The organism is Flavisolibacter tropicus, from assembly GCF_001644645.1.
In the GTDB taxonomy this organism is placed as follows: domain Bacteria; phylum Bacteroidota; class Bacteroidia; order Chitinophagales; family Chitinophagaceae; genus Flavisolibacter; species Flavisolibacter tropicus.
On the sequence record NZ_CP011390.1, the window covers coordinates 5,909,932 to 5,932,698 of the forward strand.

Below are 22,767 nucleotides of genomic sequence, written 5' to 3' on the forward strand. Positions count from 1 at the left end.
GAAATTGTAACTATTGTATTGTTTTTAAACTATTATTGGTGTGTGTGTCTTGGCTTTGTACAGTGGCTGAACCTGCAACCGAAAGCAAGGAAAGCGGTAAAAGGGGGCGATACTTTTTATATTGGTTTTCCTAACGCTTGTCTGGTGCCTTAACGCTAGCAACGGTGTAAGAGGCGATTGCAAATACATTCAAAAAGAGCCGAAGGCTCTTTTTGAATTAGCCTTTTTCTTCTTTTAAAAATTTGCCACTACTGTCAAATAATAAATCTTTACCGCCTACTTCTGCTTCATAATTTATTTCACCATTTGCTTTTACAATCTTGGCGGCCTCTTTTATTTTACTTCCTTTATAATGTTGGTGTATATAATTCGTAATCGTTGCAGGTAATTTACTAACAGCCATATCCGTTTCCGTTTCAAGAATTGATCCTTGCTGATCAATTACACAAGACATATCATTACCACTTTCCTTGAAACTAACTTCATAATTCCCTGCTTCTTTCTCCCATTTGGCCGTTACGCCTGGATGGGCTTTTGAAAAGGATGTTTTCACCGTTGCGGGAACTTTGTCTGCATTTATATGCTGTGCATAGACAAATACTGAAATCACCAAAAAGTATAGCATTACTGCAATTTTCTTTTCCATAAATGGGCTTTTTTAATTTGAAAGTCTAAGTTAGTAACCCATTCTGTTTTTATTTTGAAGCGGGTTTACCAGACTTCCCGGGAAAAGAATAAAAGGTGTAACCACTATAGAATCTGCTCCTTTAAAAAGGGGTAGGGCTCGTCACCTTGGGTGGAGGAGCTGCCTTTGCAAAGGTCGGCATACTCGTACAACGATTTCCGTTTCTGCAACAACGTAACCTTTTCATTTTCATGCAGGTAGTTCAAAAACTGTAGCATCACATCCTCAAAAGGCTTCCAATTGAGACTGCAAATGGAACGGTAGTTTTCTGCACTCATTTTCAGTTCCTGTAACTCCACTTGATCCAGGTGACTCTTTTTGAAATAAGCCGTAAAGAGCATGATGTCGTCAAAATAGAAGTCGACTGCGGTGGGATAATAGAACTTGAATTTGATTTTGGTCTCCGATTGAAAACAAAACCATTGGTCAAAACTGGTTTTGTTGGATAGGAAGCATTCCAGAATTTCTTTTTGGGCTTTGCTGACCGTTATAGTACGGCTGTTGGATTGGAAGATCTTTTTTAGGCTGATCATAGGAGCTTGGCATAGATTTATGCGTAAATATAAAGAGCTATTGGGAAACCCTCAAATCCAATGGGCTGGCTGTTTTTCGAAGGTTTGGCTGTAAAACTTGGAGATGATGGTTAATGGTCTATTGCTTTGGGAAAGAGCGATAGATAGTAACTCTTTAAGTGTCAAGCAGGAAAGAGAAACTCGCCGAGGAGATAGAGTTTATTTTTTAAGAATTCCTTTTTCCACGCTCTCGTTAATCAACTTCACAGCATACTCCCAAATTTTAGTTGAACCGTCTCCAATCGCTTTTTTCTTATCATACACTTTTTGATAAGGCACATTAAATTCTTTCCAGGTTCCGCCATTATTTGATGTGTTTTGGAGCAATGGTTCAAAGCGATCCATTGCTTTTGCAAATTTTGCATCGTCTGTAATTCCCTCTTCAAATTCTTGCCAAATGGCAATGAATTCTTCTGCTTGATCTTCTGGCAAAAGACCAAATATTCGTTTTGCCGCAATAAGTTCCTCTTCAGAATTTGTGTGGTTTTTTACTGTGTCGTAAATAAAAGTATCGCCAGCGTCAATTTCAACAAGATCGTGGATCAAAACCATTTTCAAGACTTTGAGAACGTCTATGGGTTTATCTGAATGTTGAGCCAATACAATGGTCATCATAGCTAGATGCCAGCTATGTTCAGCATCATTTTCGTTTCTGTCACTATTAAATAATTTAGTTCTGCGCTGTATGTATTTGAGCTTGTCAATCTCCTTTATGAAATTTACCTGTTTTAGTAAATCGTCAGTCTCCATTGCTATAATTTTTGAAAGATGTTGGTGTTAAAGTGATGTCCCTTAAAATGGCTACCTACTATCTAATCCTTTGAAAAAGAGGGTAGGTAGTTGATATAAAGGTACAGCTTCTTCCCAGCCAGGTTTCTGAGGCTGAGCCATTGTGAGTTTGCTTGAACTCGGCGTAGGTAAATCTATTTGTAGATGGCTTCGGGAGGAATGTCGCACAATTTTATGCTATTCTTCGAATTGTACACAGATAAAGTGTAAAAAAGTATTTTAATTATTTTAGGATCTGTAGTTTAAAACTCACGCTTTCTCCTTTTTAATAAAAGACCAGCATTATTTTGCATATCGCATGAAAATCGTATTTCTCTCTTCTCATTCCCTAAGTGCAAAATTAATAAGCCTGTATTTGGTGGGATTGAGCCAAGATTTTCAGCAAACATAATTACATATAAAGAGTCATCTCCAGCAGTTAGGGGAATGATTGTCTTGATGGCAATTGTACTTAGCCTTTGTTTGTGTAGAATTTCTTTATTATTAAGAAAGAGGCTAACTGTATCCCCATCAACCTCGCCATTATCAAATAGTGACACTAAAATACTATCTGTATCAAAATAGATTTCATCAATTATTTCTGTCTTTCTATTTATGAAACTTAATTTCATTTTCAGGGATTCCAAGTTCGACTCCTGTATAAAGTTTTTTGTATTTCTTAAATCAATTGACTTAACTACTGGATTCAAATAATTAATATGGTCGATTTTGTCCTTTATTTTTAGTGTTAACGAGGAGTCATCTATTGATACGTTTGTTGTTGGTTTGTGTTGAGTTGTTACTTCAGTATTGGCTTCTTTATTGAATTCGTTGCTTTTATACCCATTATTATAAGTCGTAATCGCCTTAATTTCCTGTGGATTTGTTTTGTTTTTATTTTGGTTTTCTATTTGAGCAAGCGATTGAATGCCGGATATATTTAATTCTTCCAATTTTGCTAGAAGTCTTGAGTCTGAACCATCGTTTTGTTTTTTTAGAAATGCATTACCAGTATATGAATCAGTGGATCTTAAGTCTAACGATCTAGTAATAAATGTACCTGTCAATATCTCAATAGTGTCTTTTTGGTACGTTAAGTTGGCATATATTTTTACTCGCTTTGCATCATTTGAATAATTATTGTATAGATTTTTTTGATCCTCTATCAACAATGCGTTTTTCTTAAAGCGAATTTCTACAGACTTTAGACCAATATTCTCCAAGCCCTTATTGGTGAAGCTTGTTAATGCATATCCCTTAAGCCTTTCATTTTCTTCTAGTATGATCAATTCGTATTTTAAATTGCTTCCTGACGTTTTTAACTCACCGACCCAGATTCCAGTATAATTTTGAGAAGAAGATTGAAGCGGGAACAAGAATATTACGAAGGACAGCCTTAAAATAACTTTGATAATTCGAACTGTACTTTTATCATTTCTACAAAAAGTATGCAATGTGATTTCTTTATTTAATTGGATAGTCTAAGCCTTACGTTTTCTCCCAATTCCCTTATCTAGTTATTAAATATTGGAAATAATAGTAGCTACCATTTGATATTGAATCAAAGCTAATCATGGTCCTGCCATTTATATGTGAAATAGCTTTTCTGGCATTATTTATAAATAGACATTCATTGTTTTTATATTTATTTCTGCCATAGTTTACAAGATTACACGCATAGGCTTGAAAGCTGTCAAGCTTAAAATGATCTTTAATTGTATTCGAATTGTAAAATTCAGTTATCGATGTGTCTTTCAGGGAAAGAACTATCGTTCCTGATTGACCTGTTTGCTGGTTGTTGATTACTTCTACATAGTGATATGGAACATCCGCTTCTATTTTCAGCGCTTCAAACATTTCCAAGTAGTTACCTGGCTTTTTGTTTCCATTAACTGGTTGTTTATTACATGAAAAACAAAAAAATAAAATGACTAAGTATATTGTTTTGCCACTTGTCATGTTTCTAGTTTATAAAGTTAGAATAGTAACAATGTTTGATTCAAACTATACTTCTAATAAGGAAACCTGGTTATTTGGCTATTGACAAGATCTAAATAGGATTGGATAAGTTTTCGTGGAGTTGGATAAGCGGAAATTCAAACTAATATAGATATAAATATAATATTTATCAATTGAAAATGCTTTTGGCTAAAGCTTTTTCTGCATATATGCTTCATCGTTAAAATCCATCAAGAGGTACGGTTTGGGACTTACATTTACCCTTAAACTAAAAAAAAGTTACAAATGCTTTGTCTTTCTAAATAAATTCTTAATTTGTTGTATCATTCAATCAAGCCCAATCTTGTATCTCTATTGAAGCTAACCCAATCAATACAAACGAACCAATTGAAAGAAGCACCTATTTACTTTAGTTTTCTCTTTTAATGCATTTACTTTAAAATAGCTCTAAGAGTTATTTTATTAATTCTTGGATTAGGCTTTTTCTTAATCCATCACTATAATCCTTTGTCTTCTTGAAAAGTTTCACATGAATCCATCCTATTGGTTTCCAATCTTATGTAATACTATCGATTCTGTCCTTTTGAAGCCAGTGTTGCTAACAAAGCTTGGAGTTCATGGTAAATCTTTCTGCAAAAACAGGATCCTTACTTTATGGTATATACCATGATAGTAAGTTATTGCCTGTGCGGAAGACAAGCTTTATTATTGTCTCTTTATGGCTATTAATAACTAATTCTCTACAAGGTCAAAGTCCTGCCTTTTTTCAAAATTCGAATGATGAATTCGTCTATTATTCCCCGGTAAAACAGAGGATTATCACATCTACGCCTGGTGGTGGCAACTGGAGTGCCGATTCAACCTGGGTTGGTGGTGTGGTTCCTACTTTAAATGATGATGTAATAATCTTAAGTACTGCTACTATTACTGTAAATTCCTTAAGCGCTGAATGTCGAAACCTATCAATCTTAGGTTTTTTGCATTTTAATGATGCTACAACAATAAATATTCATGGTAATTGGCAAAATGACGGATTCGTAGATGCAGGAAAAGGTACTGTGGTTTTCAAGGGTAAAGGCAATGCTCTGATCACAGGTAGCGCTCCCTCTATTTTAAATGATCTCGTAATCGATAAGGGAAATAGTGCAAGCTCAATCATAGAAACTAATGGTACTGGGCAAATTTCAAATACCGGTAATATTATACTCCAGAATGGGCTATTAAAGCTTTCTACGGGTGTATTTAAGTTCAATTCATCACCGATTATTCCATCTTCAGCAGGAATATGGGTTAATGGTGCTACACTAAATGGCGGCGATTTTTCCTATATAAACAGGGGAATAGTTCGTATAACTAATGGAATAGCCAATTTTGGGACAGGAATTGATAACCGTGTTCTAATTCAGCATGCTGGTTACTTTGAAGTTTCCGGAGGTGTAGTAAGTATTGCTGGAAGGATAGAAAATACTGCAGATGAAACACCTGTGGAAGGGCCGCCTTCAAGTGGTGTATTAATATCTGGCGGAGTTTTACATATATCGACTATAGGCAATCGAGACAAAGAAACGGGTTCATTTCATATGTCTGCCAATTCCAATCTAAATATCAATGGTGGCACAATAATTATTCAAAACCCTAATTCTGCTTCCCCGCATTCAAATGATATTAATATTATCAGTGGTACAGGAAAAAAGAGTATAATAGGTGGCACCTTTGAAATAGGAGATGAGGCTACAGCAATTGATAAAACATTTTTCATTAATACTTCTTTGCCTCTTTATAACTTGTCAATTAACCAGGTAAGTGCTCCTAAGGTTTCACTATCCAGCCCTCTAAAAGTAGAAAATCAACTTCAATTAAATGGACATTTATTACTTAATAATAACAGTCTAATTCTTGGAGTAAACGCTGCTGCTATAGGTGGTAAGCTAGGATTGAATGGTGGGATGATAATTTGTAATAATGGAATAAATGGAGGAGAGGTCCGCAAGTTAGTTTCTAGAGATGAAGTTTATTTTTTCCCATTAGGAGAAAATACAGGGACGACTGAATATTCTCCATTGGTTGTTAAGCTTAAGCCTGGAAAAATTACTGAGGATGCATATATAGGAGTTAAAGTAATAAATGAAACTCCCACAAACCTCCCTAGTTCAAAGGATCGAATTCAACGTTTTTGGACTTTCACGAAAAAAGGGATTGAAGTTTCTTCTTATGAATTGCAAGGAACTTTTTTAGCTAATGATATTATAGGTTCAAAAGATAAGGTTGGAGTAGGTCAGTTTGATGGAAATGTTTGGAAAAGGAAAGGACAAATTGATGTGAATGCAAAAACGCTAACTATATCCGGACTAAATGAGAACAGTCACGAATTAATATTTACAGGTATAACTTTAGACGATTGTGCCTCTAATCCCCCACCTACACCAACTGGCAATGATCAAGTTGAGTGTGCGGCAACATCACTTCAAACCCTTACAGCTGTAGCAACAGTTTCTTCTGGTTTTAGTGTTATTTGGTATGATGCTGCAGTCGGGGGTAATAGTGTTGTCGACCCAATTTTAAATACGGTTGGAACACGTACATATTATGCAGCTTCGAAGGATAATACAACCGGTTGTGAAAGTGTTGCTCGAACAGCAATAAAGTTAACAATCAATTCAGTTCCTACAGTAAGTAATGCTAACATAGACGATGTCAAGTGCTTTGGCCAATCTACCGGTGGGGTCAGTGTATCGGTAAGCGGAGGCACTGGCACGTACACCTATCTTTGGAACAATGGCGCCACCACAAAAGACTTAACCAATGTAGCGGCCGGTACCTACACGCTCACCATCACCGATGCCAACGGCTGTAGCACGACCACCACGCAAACGGTGAATCAGCCCGCGGCAGCTCTTGCAGCCACCAGCAGCAAAACCGATGTCAAGTGCTTTGGCCAATCTACCGGTGGGGTCAGTGTATCGGTAAGCGGAGGCACTGGCACGTACACCTATCTTTGGAACAATGGCGCCACCACAAAAGACTTAACCAATGTAGCGGCCGGTACCTACACGCTCACCATCACCGATGCCAACGGCTGTAGCACGACCACCACGCAAACGGTGAATCAGCCCGCGGCAGCTCTTGCAGCCACCAGCAGCAAAACCGATGTCAAGTGCTTTGGCCAATCTACCGGTGGGGTCAGTGTATCGGTAAGCGGAGGCACTGGCACGTACACCTATCTTTGGAACAATGGCGCCACCACAAAAGACTTAACCAATGTAGCGGCCGGTACCTACACGCTCACCATCACCGATGCCAACGGCTGTAGCACGACCACCACGCAAACGGTGAATCAGCCCGCGGCAGCTCTTGCAGCCACCAGCAGCAAAACCGATGTCAAGTGCTTTGGCCAATCTACCGGTGGGGTCAGTGTATCGGTAAGCGGAGGCACTGGCACGTACACCTATCTTTGGAACAATGGCGCCACCACAAAAGACTTAACCAATGTAGCGGCCGGTACCTACACGCTCACCATCACCGATGCCAACGGCTGTAGCACGACCACCACGCAAACGGTGAATCAGCCCGCGGCAGCTCTTGCAGCCACCAGCAGCAAAACCGATGTCAAGTGCTTTGGCCAATCTACCGGTGGGGTCAGTGTATCGGTAAGCGGAGGCACTGGCACGTACACCTATCTTTGGAACAATGGCGCCACCACAAAAGACTTAACCAATGTAGCGGCCGGTACCTACACGCTCACCATCACCGATGCCAACGGCTGTAGCACGACCACCACGCAAACGGTGAATCAGCCCGCGGCAGCTCTTGCAGCCACCAGCAGCAAAACCGATGTCAAGTGCTTTGGCCAATCTACCGGTGGGGTCAGTGTATCGGTAAGCGGAGGCACTGGCACGTACACCTATCTTTGGAACAATGGCGCCACCACAAAAGACTTAACCAATGTAGCGGCCGGTACCTACACGCTCACCATCACCGATGCCAACGGCTGTAGCACGACCACCACGCAAACGGTGAATCAGCCCGCGGCAGCTCTTGCAGCCACCAGCAGCAAAACCGATGTCAAGTGCTTTGGCCAATCTACCGGTGGGGTCAGTGTATCGGTAAGCGGAGGCACTGGCACGTACACCTATCTTTGGAACAATGGCGCCACCACAAAAGACTTAACCAATGTAGCGGCCGGTACCTACACGCTCACCATCACCGATGCCAACGGCTGTAGCACGACCACCACGCAAACGGTGAATCAGCCCGCGGCAGCTCTTGCAGCCACCAGCAGCAAAACCGATGTCAAGTGCTTTGGCCAATCTACCGGTGGGGTCAGTGTATCGGTAAGCGGAGGCACTGGCACGTACACCTATCTTTGGAACAATGGCGCCACCACAAAAGACTTAACCAATGTAGCGGCCGGTACCTACACGCTCACCATCACCGATGCCAACGGCTGTAGCACGACCACCACGCAAACGGTGAATCAGCCCGCGGCAGCTCTTGCAGCCACCAGCAGCAAAACCGATGTCAAGTGCTTTGGCCAATCTACCGGTGGGGTCAGTGTATCGGTAAGCGGAGGCACTGGCACGTACACCTATCTTTGGAACAATGGCGCCACCACAAAAGACTTAACCAATGTAGCGGCCGGTACCTACACGCTCACCATCACCGATGCCAACGGCTGTAGCACGACCACCACGCAAACGGTGAATCAGCCCGCGGCAGCTCTTGCAGCCACCAGCAGCAAAACCGATGTCAAGTGCTTTGGCCAATCTACCGGTGGGGTCAGTGTATCGGTAAGCGGAGGCACTGGCACGTACACCTATCTTTGGAACAATGGCGCCACCACAAAAGACTTAACCAATGTAGCGGCCGGTACCTACACGCTCACCATCACCGATGCCAACGGCTGTAGCACGACCACCACGCAAACGGTGAATCAGCCCGCGGCAGCTCTTGCAGCCACCAGCAGCAAAACCGATGTCAAGTGCTTTGGCCAATCTACCGGTGGGGTCAGTGTATCGGTAAGCGGAGGCACTGGCACGTACACCTATCTTTGGAACAATGGCGCCACCACAAAAGACTTAACCAATGTAGCGGCCGGTACCTACACGCTCACCATCACCGATGCCAACGGCTGTAGCACGACCACCACGCAAACGGTGAATCAGCCCGCGGCAGCTCTTGCAGCCACCAGCAGCAAAACCGATGTCAAGTGCTTTGGCCAATCTACCGGTGGGGTCAGTGTATCGGTAAGCGGAGGCACTGGCACGTACACCTATCTTTGGAACAATGGCGCCACCACAAAAGACTTAACCAATGTAGCGGCCGGTACCTACACGCTCACCATCACCGATGCCAACGGCTGTAGCACGACCACCACGCAAACGGTGAATCAGCCCGCGGCAGCTCTTGCAGCCACCAGCAGCAAAACCGATGTCAAGTGCTTTGGCCAATCTACCGGTGGGGTCAGTGTATCGGTAAGCGGAGGCACTGGCACGTACACCTATCTTTGGAACAATGGCGCCACCACAAAAGACTTAACCAATGTAGCGGCCGGTACCTACACGCTCACCATCACCGATGCCAACGGCTGTAGCACGACCACCACGCAAACGGTGAATCAGCCCGCGGCAGCTCTTGCAGCCACCAGCAGCAAAACCGATGTCAAGTGCTTTGGCCAATCTACCGGTGGGGTCAGTGTATCGGTAAGCGGAGGCACTGGCACGTACACCTATCTTTGGAACAATGGCGCCACCACAAAAGACTTAACCAATGTAGCGGCCGGTACCTACACGCTCACCATCACCGATGCCAACGGCTGTAGCACGACCACCACGCAAACGGTGAATCAGCCCGCGGCAGCTCTGAGCGTAACAGCAATTAATTCAAATTCTCCAGTATGTTCTGGAAATGTTTTGACTCTTACATCTTCTGGAACGGGGGGGACAAATCCTTATTCTTATAACTGGTCTGGGCCTAATGGATTTTCATCTACTTCACAAAATCCGTCTATTTCTAACGTACAGACTAGTGCTACAGGAACCTATACTGTCATCATCACCGATGCAAACGGCTGTACCGCTACTGCTTCAACTTCAGTTGCTATAAACCAAACTGTTATTCCATCTGTAAGCATCGCTGCTAACCCTGGTAATAACATATGTGCCGGAACCTCTGTTACTTTCACTGCTACTCCTATAAACGGTGGCATAATCCCTTCTTACCAGTGGCAGGTCAATGGAGTGAATGTTGGAACAAACAGCCCAACATTTACAAGCAACTCTCTTAGTAATACCGATAAGGTTACAGTGATATTGACCTCTAACACAGTTTGTCCCTCTCCGGCATCCGTTACAAGCAATACAATCACCATGGCGGTAAACGACTTAGTTACCCCTTCTGTTTCAATTTCTCCTAGCGCCAATAATATCTGTGCTGGATCTTCTGTAACATTTACCGCAACAGCAATTAATGGAGGGACTAATCCTTCTTACCAATGGCAGGTAAATGGGGTGAATGTTGGAACCAATAGCCCCAGTTTTACAAGCAACTCCCTTAGCAATACCGATAAGGTTACAGTGATATTGACCTCTAACGCAAACTGTGCATCACCTACTACTGCTACCAGTAGTAGTGTTACAATGACAGTGTTGCCTATTCCAGTACCTTCTGTGACTGTTATAGCAAGCTCCAATAATATATGTCCCAGTACGCAAGTTACCTTTACCGCCACGCCAACAAATGGTGGTAGTAATCCGACTTATCAATGGAAAGTGAATGGTGTGAATGCAGGGACAAACAGTTCAATCTTTACTTCCTCAAGTTTGAATAATGGCGATAAGGTGACTGTCGTTATGACGTCCAATGCTCCATGTGCATCACCTTCAACTGCTACCAGTACTGAGGTGGTCATGACGGTGCTTCCTGCACCAGTGCCTTCTGTAACGGTTGCTGCTAGCGCAAATAATATTTGTCCGGGAGAAACTATCAATTTTTCTGCGACTCCTGTTAATGGTGGTACAAGCCCTTCATACCAATGGCAGGTAAATGGAGTGAATGTTGGAACAAATTCCAATACATTCAGCAGTTCTACACTGAATAATGGTGATAAGGTGACTGTCGTTATGACGTCGAATGAACCATGCGCAAAGCCCACTGCAGCCAGTCAGACTATAACAATAACTGTTAGGCCAGCTATACCAGCCACTCCCGGATCTATAAGTGGTACTGCCAACCAATGTATCAACAGGACAGGTTTAATTTATTCCATAACTACGGTACCTAACGCTACCAGCTATACCTGGACTTTACCAACAGGATGGAGTATAACTTCTGGACAAGGGACAGCTTCTATCACTGTTTCTACTACTGGTACTGCAGTGAGTGGAAATATTACAGTTATTGCGACTAACTCTTGTGGTTCAAGTAGTGCACAAACTTTCCCTGTTACAGTTACGACTGGCACACCACCGCCACCAGGCGTGATTACAGGTACTACCGCTATTTGTCCGACAAAAACTTTAACCTACTCAATAGAGCCAGTTGCAGGTGCAACTAGTTATAATTGGACAGTGCCTACAAACTGGTCCATTACATCAGGTCAAGGATCAACATCGGTAGTTGTCCAAGCTCCTAATAATGCACAAAGTGGAAATATTGCGGTAGTCGCTACAAACGTCTGTGGCAGTAGTACGGCTAGTATCTTGTCTGTAGTTGTTGGTTCCTCTGGAAGCGTAAATGCTGGCCCTGACCAGACTATTTGTGCGGGTACGAGTAGTGTTATACTTGCTGGCGCAATTAGTGGCGTAATCAATAACGATAAGGAATGGGACTGGGTAATAACGGGGGGCACAATTGTAGATCCAAGTAGATTAAATAGCGTTTATAACCTTCCGGCAGGTTTTACTTCCGGATCTATAACAGTTAAGTTGGTCAGCAATCAAACAACAGTTGCTTGTCCAACAGTTGAGGATGAAATGGTGATAACGATAAAACCTCTTCCCTCTGCCAGTATTAGTGTTACCGGCGCGAATCCTGTTTGTGCAGGTAGTACTTCTATAATAACATTTACTGCCACACCAAATACAACAGTAATTTATAATGTAAACAATGGAGCTAATCAAACTATAAATATTGATGGATCTGGTACAGCTAACTTAACAACTGCAGCCTTAAACTCCAATACAGCTTATAAATTGGTTAGCGTTAATTACACAACAGCACCACCATGCTTGCAAACTTTGCCAGCCAGTGCGGCTGTTATAGTTAACGTGACACCGCTTCCAACGGTGAGTGCGGGTGGGCCCGATGTGGTTTGTCAATCCGCTACTCCATCCGCTATCACTTTGACAGGCGCTTCTGTTGGCGGTAGCGCTACAACGGGTGCGTGGTCAATCACTTCTGGCGGTGGTACGTTGAGTAATACAGCCCAAACGAATAATCCGGCTGGAGTGACTTATACGCCAGCTCCCGGGTTCAGTGGGATAGTTACATTAACCCTAACCACCAATGCGCCCGCGCCTTGCCAGGCAATTAGTGGCACCCGTACGATAACAGTTAATCCACTTCCAACGGTGAGTGCGGGTGGGCCAGATGTGGTTTGTCAATCCGCTACTCCATCCGCTATCACTTTGACAGGCGCTTCTGTTGGCGGTAGCGCTACAACGGGTGCGTGGTCAATCACTTCTGGCGGTGGTACGTTGAGTAATACAGCCCAAACGAATAATCCGGCTGGAGTGACTTATACGCCAGCTCCCGGGTTCAGTGGGATAGTTACATTAACCCTAACCACCAATGCGCCCGCGCCTTGCCAGGCAATTAGTGGCACCCGTACGATAACAGTTAATCCACTTCCAACGGTGAGTGCGGGAGCTGCACAAACAATCTGTTCTAATGGAACTGCCACTCTGAATGGTTCGTTTGCCGGCGGTGCTACTTCTGCTACTTGGACTACCAGCGGTAGTGGCACATTCAGTAACAATACACCAAGTGCTGTTTATACACCTAGTGCTGCAGATATTTCTGCAGGATCTGTGACATTAACCTACACAACCAATGATCCGGCTGGTCCTTGTCTGGCAGTTAGTGCCAGTACCTTACTTACCATAAAGAAGGCTGTTGTTATTACTACACAACCGATAAACACCAGTGTTTGTGCTGGTGCTTCCGTAGATCTAAGTGTAGCGGCAGTGGGTGATGGGCTAACTTACCAGTGGTATAAGGGAACGGCTCCTAGTGGAACACTCGTTGTTAATTCATCCAATATTTCCGGAGCACAGTCTCCGACGTTGCATTTTAATCAGGCTGATGTTGCGAACGATGGAACATACTATGTCGTTATTAGTGGTGCTGCTCCATGTGGTCCTGTTACATCAGCTCAAAGGACTTTAAGTGTTGATAGGGCTATTACGATCACTACACAACCTACTTCACAAACGTTTTGTGCTGGTACGACAGCTAGCTTTACTGTCGTTGCGAATGCCAATGGCGCTCCTATAACTTACCAGTGGAGAAAGAACGGCATTGCTATTCCTGGTCAAACAGGTGCAACCCTTTCTCTGGCTAATATTATTGCAGGAGATGCAGGTAATTATGATGTAGTTATAACTGGACCTTCTGGATATACTTGCTCATCGGCCACCTCATCTGCTGCATCGTTAACTGTAAACCCCAATTCAACATTAACACTTACATCCGGAAATTCTACGCAGAACATTTGTATCAATTCAGTACCTCCTGTAATTACCTATACAATGGGAGGTGGCGCGACCGGTATTAGTGTAACAGGCTTGCCTCCTGGTATGATTGGAGTTTTCAGTAATGGAGTTCTTACCATAAAAAATTCTCCAACTACTGCAGGTACTTACAACTATACAGTAACAACGACTGGTATTTGTAATAATCCAACACTAACAGGCACGATCATCGTAGATCCGGCGCCAGTTGGCGGCACGCTATCTCCTAATGTAACGAATGCTTGTGGTGCAACTAATAACGGTACTATTACATTAAGTGGGCAGGCTGGCAATGTTATTAGATGGGAATCATCAACCAATGGTGGTGGTACGTGGTCAACTATTAATAACACTTCCAACACACTTTCTTATACTAATCTTTCACAAACCACCCTTTATCGTGCAGTCATTCAAAGTGGTGTTTGTGCTTTAGCCTATTCTACAAATTCCGTAGTAAGTGTTGTTCCTCCAATTGCTCCAACGGCGACACGTTCACCTTCAGAAATTTGTCTTGGCCAAAGTTCTAACCTGAATGCCAATAGTAATTTACCACTAAACTGGAGCGGCATAGACGCAACTTTTAACCAAGCGAATCCGGCTGGCTGGCGCATTACTCAAAACGGAACAGAAATAAACTTTCCTGCGAATGCTGATAATGCTTCTACATTTCCCTGGAGTGAAACGAACGGACCGAAAACTCCATTCAATGGCGGTGTAACCTATAATAACCTACAGTCTGATGGTAAGTTCGCCATCACCTCCGGGCAGGTTATCACTACCATGGAAACACCTGTTTTTAGTACAATTGGCATGACCTCTGCCGTACTCCAATTTTACCAGGCATTGGTTTTTGCTGCAGGGGCTAGTGGTAAAATTGAAATATCAACTGATGGAGGTGCTACCTATAATCAGACCTTGGCGCAATTTAATGGTCCGCTTAACATAGGAAATCCTGCTAGCAGCTGGGAGCAGTTGAATATTGATCTTACTAATTATTTAGGGTTATCTAATCTGCGCATTCGATTTAGTTATAATGGTGCCAATAATAGCAACTGGGCACTCGATGGATTGAAAGTTCAACCACCAGGCCCTAATGTCATTTATAACTGGACATTGATTGACCCAAGCGGTGTAGCTAGCCCTTATTATTTAAATGCTACTAACCAAGCTGGAGTTACTGCCACGCCAACTGCACCGGGAACTTATACCTACCAAGTGGCTACAACAGTTGGTGGCTGTCCCGGGGGGACTTCCAATGTTACGGTTGTTGTGAAACCTTTGCCTACTTGTGATATAACTGGACCTTCTACTGTTTGTCCTAGTGCTACAACAACCTTTAGCGGTCCTGATGTAGCAGGATATACTTATCAATGGTCAATTAGCGGAGGTGGTACTATATCGGGATCTACTACTGGTAAAACGGTTACAGTCGTTTCCAACGGCACTTGTGGTACATATACACTTTCTCTTATTACAAGGTTAAATAATTGTCCGAGTACTGCCTGCACAAAAATTGTCAATATAGTAGATGTACAAGCTCCTGTCATCACGCTTGCCCCACCAGGTGTATTAGGTTGTAATCCAACTGCCGCGCAGATCGCTGCAGCTTTTGGCACGGCCAGTGTTAGTGATAATTGCCCCATTCCATTAACCGCTACAGGTGTTGTTGGGGCTGAAACTCTGGTGAGCGGATGCACTTATTCTTCAACCAAATCCTGGACGGTTACTGATGCCTGTGGTAATACCGGCACCACTACGCAAACCATCTCGTTTACTAGAGATATCGTACCTCCGGTGATAAACTGCCCTCCAACGCAAGTCTTCTGTGTAATAAATAGTAATACTTATACTATTCCATCTCCGGTTACATCTGATAACTGCAATGGTGCATTAACTATTACATTCCAGATCACAGGAGCAACTACAAGAAGTGGTACGGGAAGCGATGCAAGTGGAATATTTAATGTCGGCGTTTCAATAATAACATGGACAGTAACAGATGCATGTGGCAACAGCAATACATGTACAACACAAGTAACTATAAATCCCAAACCTACACCGATTATTTACCACAACTAACTAAGATTTATGGAAAAGGTAAACGATATACACACAACAAGCCAACGGATCGCAAGGTCTTGGTTGCATCTTTTGGAGTGGCTCAGGTTGCTGATGTTATTGCTTACACGGATCAAGGCATTAGGGGCCGGTTTGTTTTTTCACGAACCGGATCCGCTTCCTCAAGATCATATCCTTTCAAAAACCACCATAAAACATGAAGAAGTAAAAACAAAAAAACAAACAAACATGAAACTGGTGAGCAGATACATAAAATGGGGAATGACACTGCTCCTTATAGTATTTGCCAAGTGCGTAATGGCGCAGAGTGTAGGGCCGTATCCGTTTACGGGGAATGATAAAGTTTGTGTAGGCCAGACAAAATCGTATGGGGTTACAGAGAATCCAGGTTCTACCTATGCCTGGACGATAACACCTGGTATAGCCGGAACTGATTGGGTGCTTACAAGTACCAGCGCCAGTGGAAACACAATAACAGTGCAGTGGTTGATAGCTGGAACTTATACATTGTCGGTTACTGAAACGACTTCTGATGGTTGCGCAGGCGACGCGGTTCCGATTCAGATTATAGTGAATCCATTGCCCGTATGTTCTATTACCGGTCCTAACAATATTTGTCCTGGTTCTACAAATGTATATAATGCGCCTATTGGAATGGCTACATATAGTTGGTCAATTAGTGGAGGTGCAACTATTGCTGGTGCAACGAATGGGCAAACCGTTTCAGTTCTAGCAAACAATGCTTGCGGAAGTTTCACAGTGTCTCTTACCATTACTAATGCTAATGGATGTACAAGTACATGTAGTCAGACATTTGATATAACAGCTCCACCAGTGGTACTAACTGCTCCGGCAGACTTTACAGCAACAAGTTGTCAGACACAAGCTCAGATCAATACAGCTTATACAACCTGGTTAGCTAGCGTAACAAGCAGTGGCGGATGTAACTTAACTGTTACCAATAATAGTGCAGGGGCACCATTAGCATGTGGCGGAACTACAACTGTGATATGGACAGCAACAAGTCCTTGCGAGCCGAATGTAACTGATACGGCGACGTTCACCGTCACCGCAGCGCCTGCGCTGACGTTACCAGCGGCGCAGAACCAAACCATCGCGGCTTGTTCAACCCAAGCGCAAGTGGATGCGGCTTATGCGGCCTGGTTGGCGAGTGTGAATGCCAGCGGCGGATGTAATACCAGCGTGACCAACAATGCGCCGGCAAGTGCACCAGCGGCTTGCGGTGGCAGTGTGGCCGTAACATGGACAGCGATCAGCGCCTGCGATACGCTGACCACCACGGCGACGTTCACCGTCACCGCAGCGCCTGCGCTGACGTTACCAGCGGCGCAGAACCAAACCATCGCGGCTTGTTCAACCCAAGCGCAAGTGGATGCGGCTTATGCGGCCTGGTTGGCGAGTGTGAATGCCAGCGGCGGATGTAATACCAGCGTGACCAACAATGCGCCGGCAAGTGCACCAGCGGCTTGCGGTGGCAGTGTGGCCGTAACATGGACAGCGATCAGCGCCTGCGATACGCTGACCACCACGGCGACGTTCACCGTCACCGCAGCGCCTGCGCTGACGTTACCAGCGGCGCAGAACCAAACCATCGCGGCTTGTTCAACCCAAGCGCAAGTGGATGCGGCTTATGCGGCCTGGTTGGCGAGTGTGAATGCCAGCGGCGGATGTAATACCAGCGTGACCAACAATGCGCCGGCAAGTGCACCAGCGGCTTGCGGTGGCAGTGTGGCCGTAACATGGACAGCGATCAGCGCCTGCGATACGCTGACCACCACGGCGACGTTCACCGTCACCGCAGCGCCTGCGCTGACGTTACCAGCGGCGCAGAACCAAACCATCGCGGCTTGTTCAACCCAAGCGCAAGTGGATGCGGCTTATGCGGCCTGGTTGGCGAGTGTGAATGCCAGCGGCGGATGTAATACCAGCGTGACCAACAATGCGCCGGCAAGTGCACCAGCGGCTTGCGGTGGCAGTGTGGCCGTAACATGGACAGCGATCAGCGCCTGCGATACGCTGACCACCACGGCGACGTTCACCGTCACCGCAGCGCCTGCGCTGACGTTACCAGCGGCGCAGAACCAAACCATCGCGGCTTGTTCAACCCAAGCGCAAGTGGATGCGGCTTATGCGGCCTGGTTGGCGAGTGTGAATGCCAGCGGCGGATGTAATACCAGCGTGACCAACAATGCGCCGGCAAGTGCACCAGCGGCTTGCGGTGGCAGTGTGGCCGTAACATGGACAGCGATCAGCGCCTGCGATACGCTGACCACCACGGCGACGTTCACCGTCACCGCAGCGCCTGCGCTGACGTTACCAGCGGCGCAGAACCAAACCATCGCGGCTTGTTCAACCCAAGCGCAAGTGGATGCGGCTTATGCGGCCTGGTTGGCGAGTGTGAATGCCAGCGGCGGATGTAATACCAGCGTGACCAACAATGCGCCGGCAAGTGCACCAGCGGCTTGCGGTGGCAGTGTGGCCGTAACATGGACAGCGATCAGCGCCTGCGATACGCTGACCACCACGGCGACGTTCACCGTCACCGCAGCGCCTGCGCTGACGTTACCAGCGGCGCAGAACCAAACCATCGCGGCTTGTTCAACCCAAGCGCAAGTGGATGCGGCTTATGCGGCCTGGTTGGCGAGTGTGAATGCCAGCGGCGGATGTAATACCAGCGTGACCAACAATGCGCCGGCAAGTGCACCAGCGGCTTGCGGTGGCAGTGTGGCCGTAACATGGACAGCGATCAGCGCCTGCGATACGCTGACCACCACGGCGACGTTCACCGTCACCGCAGCGCCTGCGCTGACGTTACCAGCGGCGCAGAACCAAACCATCGCGGCTTGTTCAACCCAAGCGCAAGTGGATGCGGCTTATGCGGCCTGGTTGGCGAGTGTGAATGCCAGCGGCGGATGTAATACCAGCGTGACCAACAATGCGCCGGCAAGTGCACCAGCGGCTTGCGGTGGCAGTGTGGCCGTAACATGGACAGCGATCAGCGCCTGCGATACGCTGACCACCACGGCGACGTTCACCGTCACCGCAGCGCCTGCGCTGACGTTACCAGCGGCGCAGAACCAAACCATCGCGGCTTGTTCAACCCAAGCGCAAGTGGATGCGGCTTATGCGGCCTGGTTGGCGAGTGTGAATGCCAGCGGCGGATGTAATACCAGCGTGACCAACAATGCGCCGGCAAGTGCACCAGCGGCTTGCGGTGGCAGTGTGGCCGTAACATGGACAGCGATCAGCGCCTGCGATACGCTGACCACCACGGCGACGTTCACCGTCACCGCAGCGCCTGCGCTGACGTTACCAGCGGCGCAGAACCAAACCATCGCGGCTTGTTCAACCCAAGCGCAAGTGGATGCGGCTTATGCGGCCTGGTTGGCGAGTGTGAATGCCAGCGGCGGATGTAATACCAGCGTGACCAACAATGCGCCGGCAAGTGCACCAGCGGCTTGCGGTGGCAGTGTGGCCGTAACATGGACAGCGATCAGCGCCTGCGATACGCTGACCACCACGGCGACGTTCACCGTCACCGCAGCGCCTGCGCTGACGTTACCAGCGGCGCAGAACCAAACCATCGCGGCTTGTTCAACCCAAGCGCAAGTGGATGCGGCTTATGCGGCCTGGTTGGCGAGTGTGAATGCCAGCGGCGGATGTAATACCAGCGTGACCAACAATGCGCCGGCAAGTGCACCAGCGGCTTGCGGTGGCAGTGTGGCCGTAACATGGACAGCGATCAGCGCCTGCGATACGCTGACCACCACGGCGACGTTCACCGTCACCGCAGCGCCTGCGCTGACGTTACCAGCGGCGCAGAACCAAACCATCGCGGCTTGTTCAACCCAAGCGCAAGTGGATGCGGCTTATGCGGCCTGGTTGGCGAGTGTGAATGCCAGCGGCGGATGTAATACCAGCGTGACCAACAATGCGCCGGCAAGTGCACCAGCGGCTTGCGGTGGCAGTGTGGCCGTAACATGGACAGCGATCAGCGCCTGCGATACGCTGACCACCACGGCGACGTTCACCGTCACCGCAGCGCCTGCGCTGACGTTACCAGCGGCGCAGAACCAAACCATCGCGGCTTGTTCAACCCAAGCGCAAGTGGATGCGGCTTATGCGGCCTGGTTGGCGAGTGTGAATGCCAGCGGCGGATGTAATACCAGCGTGACCAACAATGCGCCGGCAAGTGCACCAGCGGCTTGCGGTGGCAGTGTGGCCGTAACATGGACAGCGATCAGCGCCTGCGATACGCTGACCACCACGGCGACGTTCACCGTCACCGCAGCGCCTGCGCTGACGTTACCAGCGGCGCAGAACCAAACCATCGCGGCTTGTTCAACCCAAGCGCAAGTGGATGCGGCTTATGCGGCCTGGTTGGCGAGTGTGAATGCCAGCGGCGGATGTAATACCAGCGTGACCAACAATGCGCCGGCAAGTGCACCAGCGGCTTGCGGTGGCAGTGTGGCCGTAACATGGACAGCGATCAGCGCCTGCGATACGCTGACCACCACGGCGACGTTCACCGTCACCGCAGCGCCTGCGCTGACGTTACCAGCGGCGCAGAACCAAACCATCGCGGCTTGTTCAACCCAAGCGCAAGTGGATGCGGCTTATGCGGCCTGGTTGGCGAGTGTGAATGCCAGCGGCGGATGTAATACCAGCGTGACCAACAATGCGCCGGCAAGTGCACCAGCGGCTTGCGGTGGCAGTGTGGCCGTAACATGGACAGCGATCAGCGCCTGCGATACGCTGACCACCACGGCGACGTTCACCGTCACCGCAGCGCCTGCGCTGACGTTACCAGCGGCGCAGAACCAAACCATCGCGGCTTGTTCAACCCAAGCGCAAGTGGATGCGGCTTATGCGGCCTGGTTGGCGAGTGTGAATGCCAGCGGCGGATGTAATACCAGCGTGACCAACAATGCGCCGGCAAGTGCACCAGCGGCTTGCGGTGGCAGTGTGGCCGTAACATGGACAGCGATCAGCGCCTGCGATACGCTGACCACCACGGCGACGTTCACCGTCACCGCAGCGCCTGCGCTGACGTTACCAGCGGCGCAGAACCAAACCATCGCGGCTTGTTCAACCCAAGCGCAAGTGGATGCGGCTTATGCGGCCTGGTTGGCGAGTGTGAATGCCAGCGGCGGATGTAATACCAGCGTGACCAACAATGCGCCGGCAAGTGCACCAGCGGCTTGCGGTGGCAGTGTGGCCGTAACATGGACAGCGATCAGCGCCTGCGATACGCTGACCACCACGGCGACGTTCACCGTCACCGCAGCGCCTGCGCTGACGTTACCAGCGGCGCAGAACCAAACCATCGCGGCTTGTTCAACCCAAGCGCAAGTGGATGCGGCTTATGCGGCCTGGTTGGCGAGTGTGAATGCCAGCGGCGGATGTAATACCAGCGTGACCAACAATGCGCCGGCAAGTGCACCAGCGGCTTGCGGTGGCAGTGTGGCCGTAACATGGACAGCGATCAGCGCCTGCGATACGCTGACCACCACGGCGACGTTCACCGTCACCGCAGCGCCTGCGCTGACGTTACCAGCGGCGCAGAACCAAACCATCGCGGCTTGTTCAACCCAAGCGCAAGTGGATGCGGCTTATGCGGCCTGGTTGGCGAGTGTGAATGCCAGCGGCGGATGTAATACCAGCGTGACCAACAATGCGCCGGCAAGTGCACCAGCGGCTTGCGGTGGCAGTGTGGCCGTAACATGGACAGCGATCAGCGCCTGCGATACGCTGACCACCACGGCGACGTTCACCGTCACCGCAGCGCCTGCGCTGACGTTACCAGCGGCGCAGAACCAAACCATCGCGGCTTGTTCAACCCAAGCGCAAGTGGATGCGGCTTATGCGGCCTGGTTGGCGAGTGTGAATGCCAGCGGCGGATGTAATACCAGCGTGACCAACAATGCGCCGGCAAGTGCACCAGCGGCTTGCGGTGGCAGTGTGGCCGTAACATGGACAGCGATCAGCGCCTGCGATACGCTGACCACCACGGCGACGTTCACCGTCACCGCAGCGCCTGCGCTGACGTTACCAGCGGCGCAGAACCAAACCATCGCGGCTTGTTCAACCCAAGCGCAAGTGGATGCGGCTTATGCGGCCTGGTTGGCGAGTGTGAATGCCAGCGGCGGATGTAATACCAGCGTGACCAACAATGCGCCGGCAAGTGCACCAGCGGCTTGCGGTGGCAGTGTGGCCGTAACATGGACAGCGATCAGCGCCTGCGATACGCTGACCACCACGGCGACGTTCACCGTCACCGCAGCGCCTGCGCTGACGTTAACTTGTCCTCCTGCACAAACTTTTTGCGAAGGAGCTGGCAATAATTATACTATCCCAACATTAGGTGCACCTGATAACTGTAGCGGCAGAATTTTAACTATTACATTCCAGATCACTGGAGCAACTACAAGAAGCGGTACTGGAACTGATGCAAGTGGAATATTTAATCTCGGCGTTTCAACAATAACATGGACAGTATCAGACGCATGTGGCAATACTGCCACCTGTTCAACATCGGTAACCATTAATCCGTTACCGGACCCAGTTATCAGTGGTCCAGATCCAGTTTGCGTAAGTAACGACACTGTAACGTATAGTACCAAGAATGTGGGTTGTAATACATACAGCTGGACGGTATCTGCCGGAGGAACTATTATAGGACCAAACACAGGTAGCACAATTACCGTTCAGTGGGCTACTGCAGGTACTAAGACCGTTACGGTAACAGAGACTATGTGTGGCACAGGCTGTTCAACTACCGTTAGCAAGACTGTTATTGTTAATCCCAAACCTGTAACAACACCAATAACTCATAATTAATAATGAACTGTGAACTAAGTGATATATCGATATGCTCCTGCTTTCAACGGAAGCAGGAGCATTTGTAGTCATGAAAAATTGTTTCAATGATTTAAATAAAAGCTTGATGCAAGCA

At 47.5% G+C, this 22,767-nt stretch carries 7 protein-coding genes; 2 read left to right on the plus strand and 5 right to left on the minus strand.

The genetic code is table 11. From position 1 onward, the window contains the following. Positions 1–217: 217 nt before the first annotated feature. The 5 genes from SY85_RS24915 to SY85_RS24935 all read right to left on the minus strand — a co-directional run bounded on the left by SY85_RS24915 (position 218) and on the right by SY85_RS24935 (position 3,984). Positions 218–646, minus strand: a complete 429-nt coding sequence (locus SY85_RS24915; RefSeq protein ID WP_066409126.1) for a PepSY-like domain-containing protein — start codon at positions 644–646, stop codon at positions 218–220. Between the two features lie 104 nt (positions 647–750). Next, the gene (locus tag SY85_RS24920; RefSeq protein ID WP_066409129.1) at positions 751–1,218 is read right to left on the minus strand and encodes a hypothetical protein; all 468 of its coding nucleotides are present in this window, start codon (positions 1,216–1,218) and stop codon (positions 751–753) included. A 198-nt stretch (positions 1,219–1,416) separates the two neighbouring features. After that, on the minus strand, positions 1,417–2,007 hold the full coding sequence (locus tag SY85_RS24925; RefSeq protein WP_066409132.1) for an HD domain-containing protein: 591 nt from the start codon (positions 2,005–2,007) through the stop codon (positions 1,417–1,419). A 281-nt stretch (positions 2,008–2,288) separates the two neighbouring features. Further along, complete coding sequence (locus SY85_RS24930; protein ID WP_148661289.1) at positions 2,289–3,314, minus strand: hypothetical protein; 1,026 nt, start codon at positions 3,312–3,314, stop codon at positions 2,289–2,291. A 220-nt stretch (positions 3,315–3,534) separates the two neighbouring features. Next, a complete protein-coding gene (locus SY85_RS24935) occupies positions 3,535–3,984 on the minus strand; it encodes a hypothetical protein (protein WP_066409140.1) in 450 nt (149 codons plus the stop codon). 617 nt (positions 3,985–4,601) lie between these two features. On the opposite strand from SY85_RS24935, the gene SY85_RS25370 reads away from it, so the two are divergent. After that, entirely contained in the window at positions 4,602–15,791 is an 11,190-nt protein-coding gene (locus SY85_RS25370; RefSeq protein WP_066409142.1) for an Ig-like domain-containing protein, read from the plus strand. A gap of 9 nt (positions 15,792–15,800) precedes the next feature. Continuing rightward, the gene (locus tag SY85_RS24945) at positions 15,801–22,652 is read left to right on the plus strand and encodes a hypothetical protein (RefSeq protein WP_066409144.1); all 6,852 of its coding nucleotides are present in this window, start codon (positions 15,801–15,803) and stop codon (positions 22,650–22,652) included. Positions 22,653–22,767: the final 115 nt, after the last annotated feature.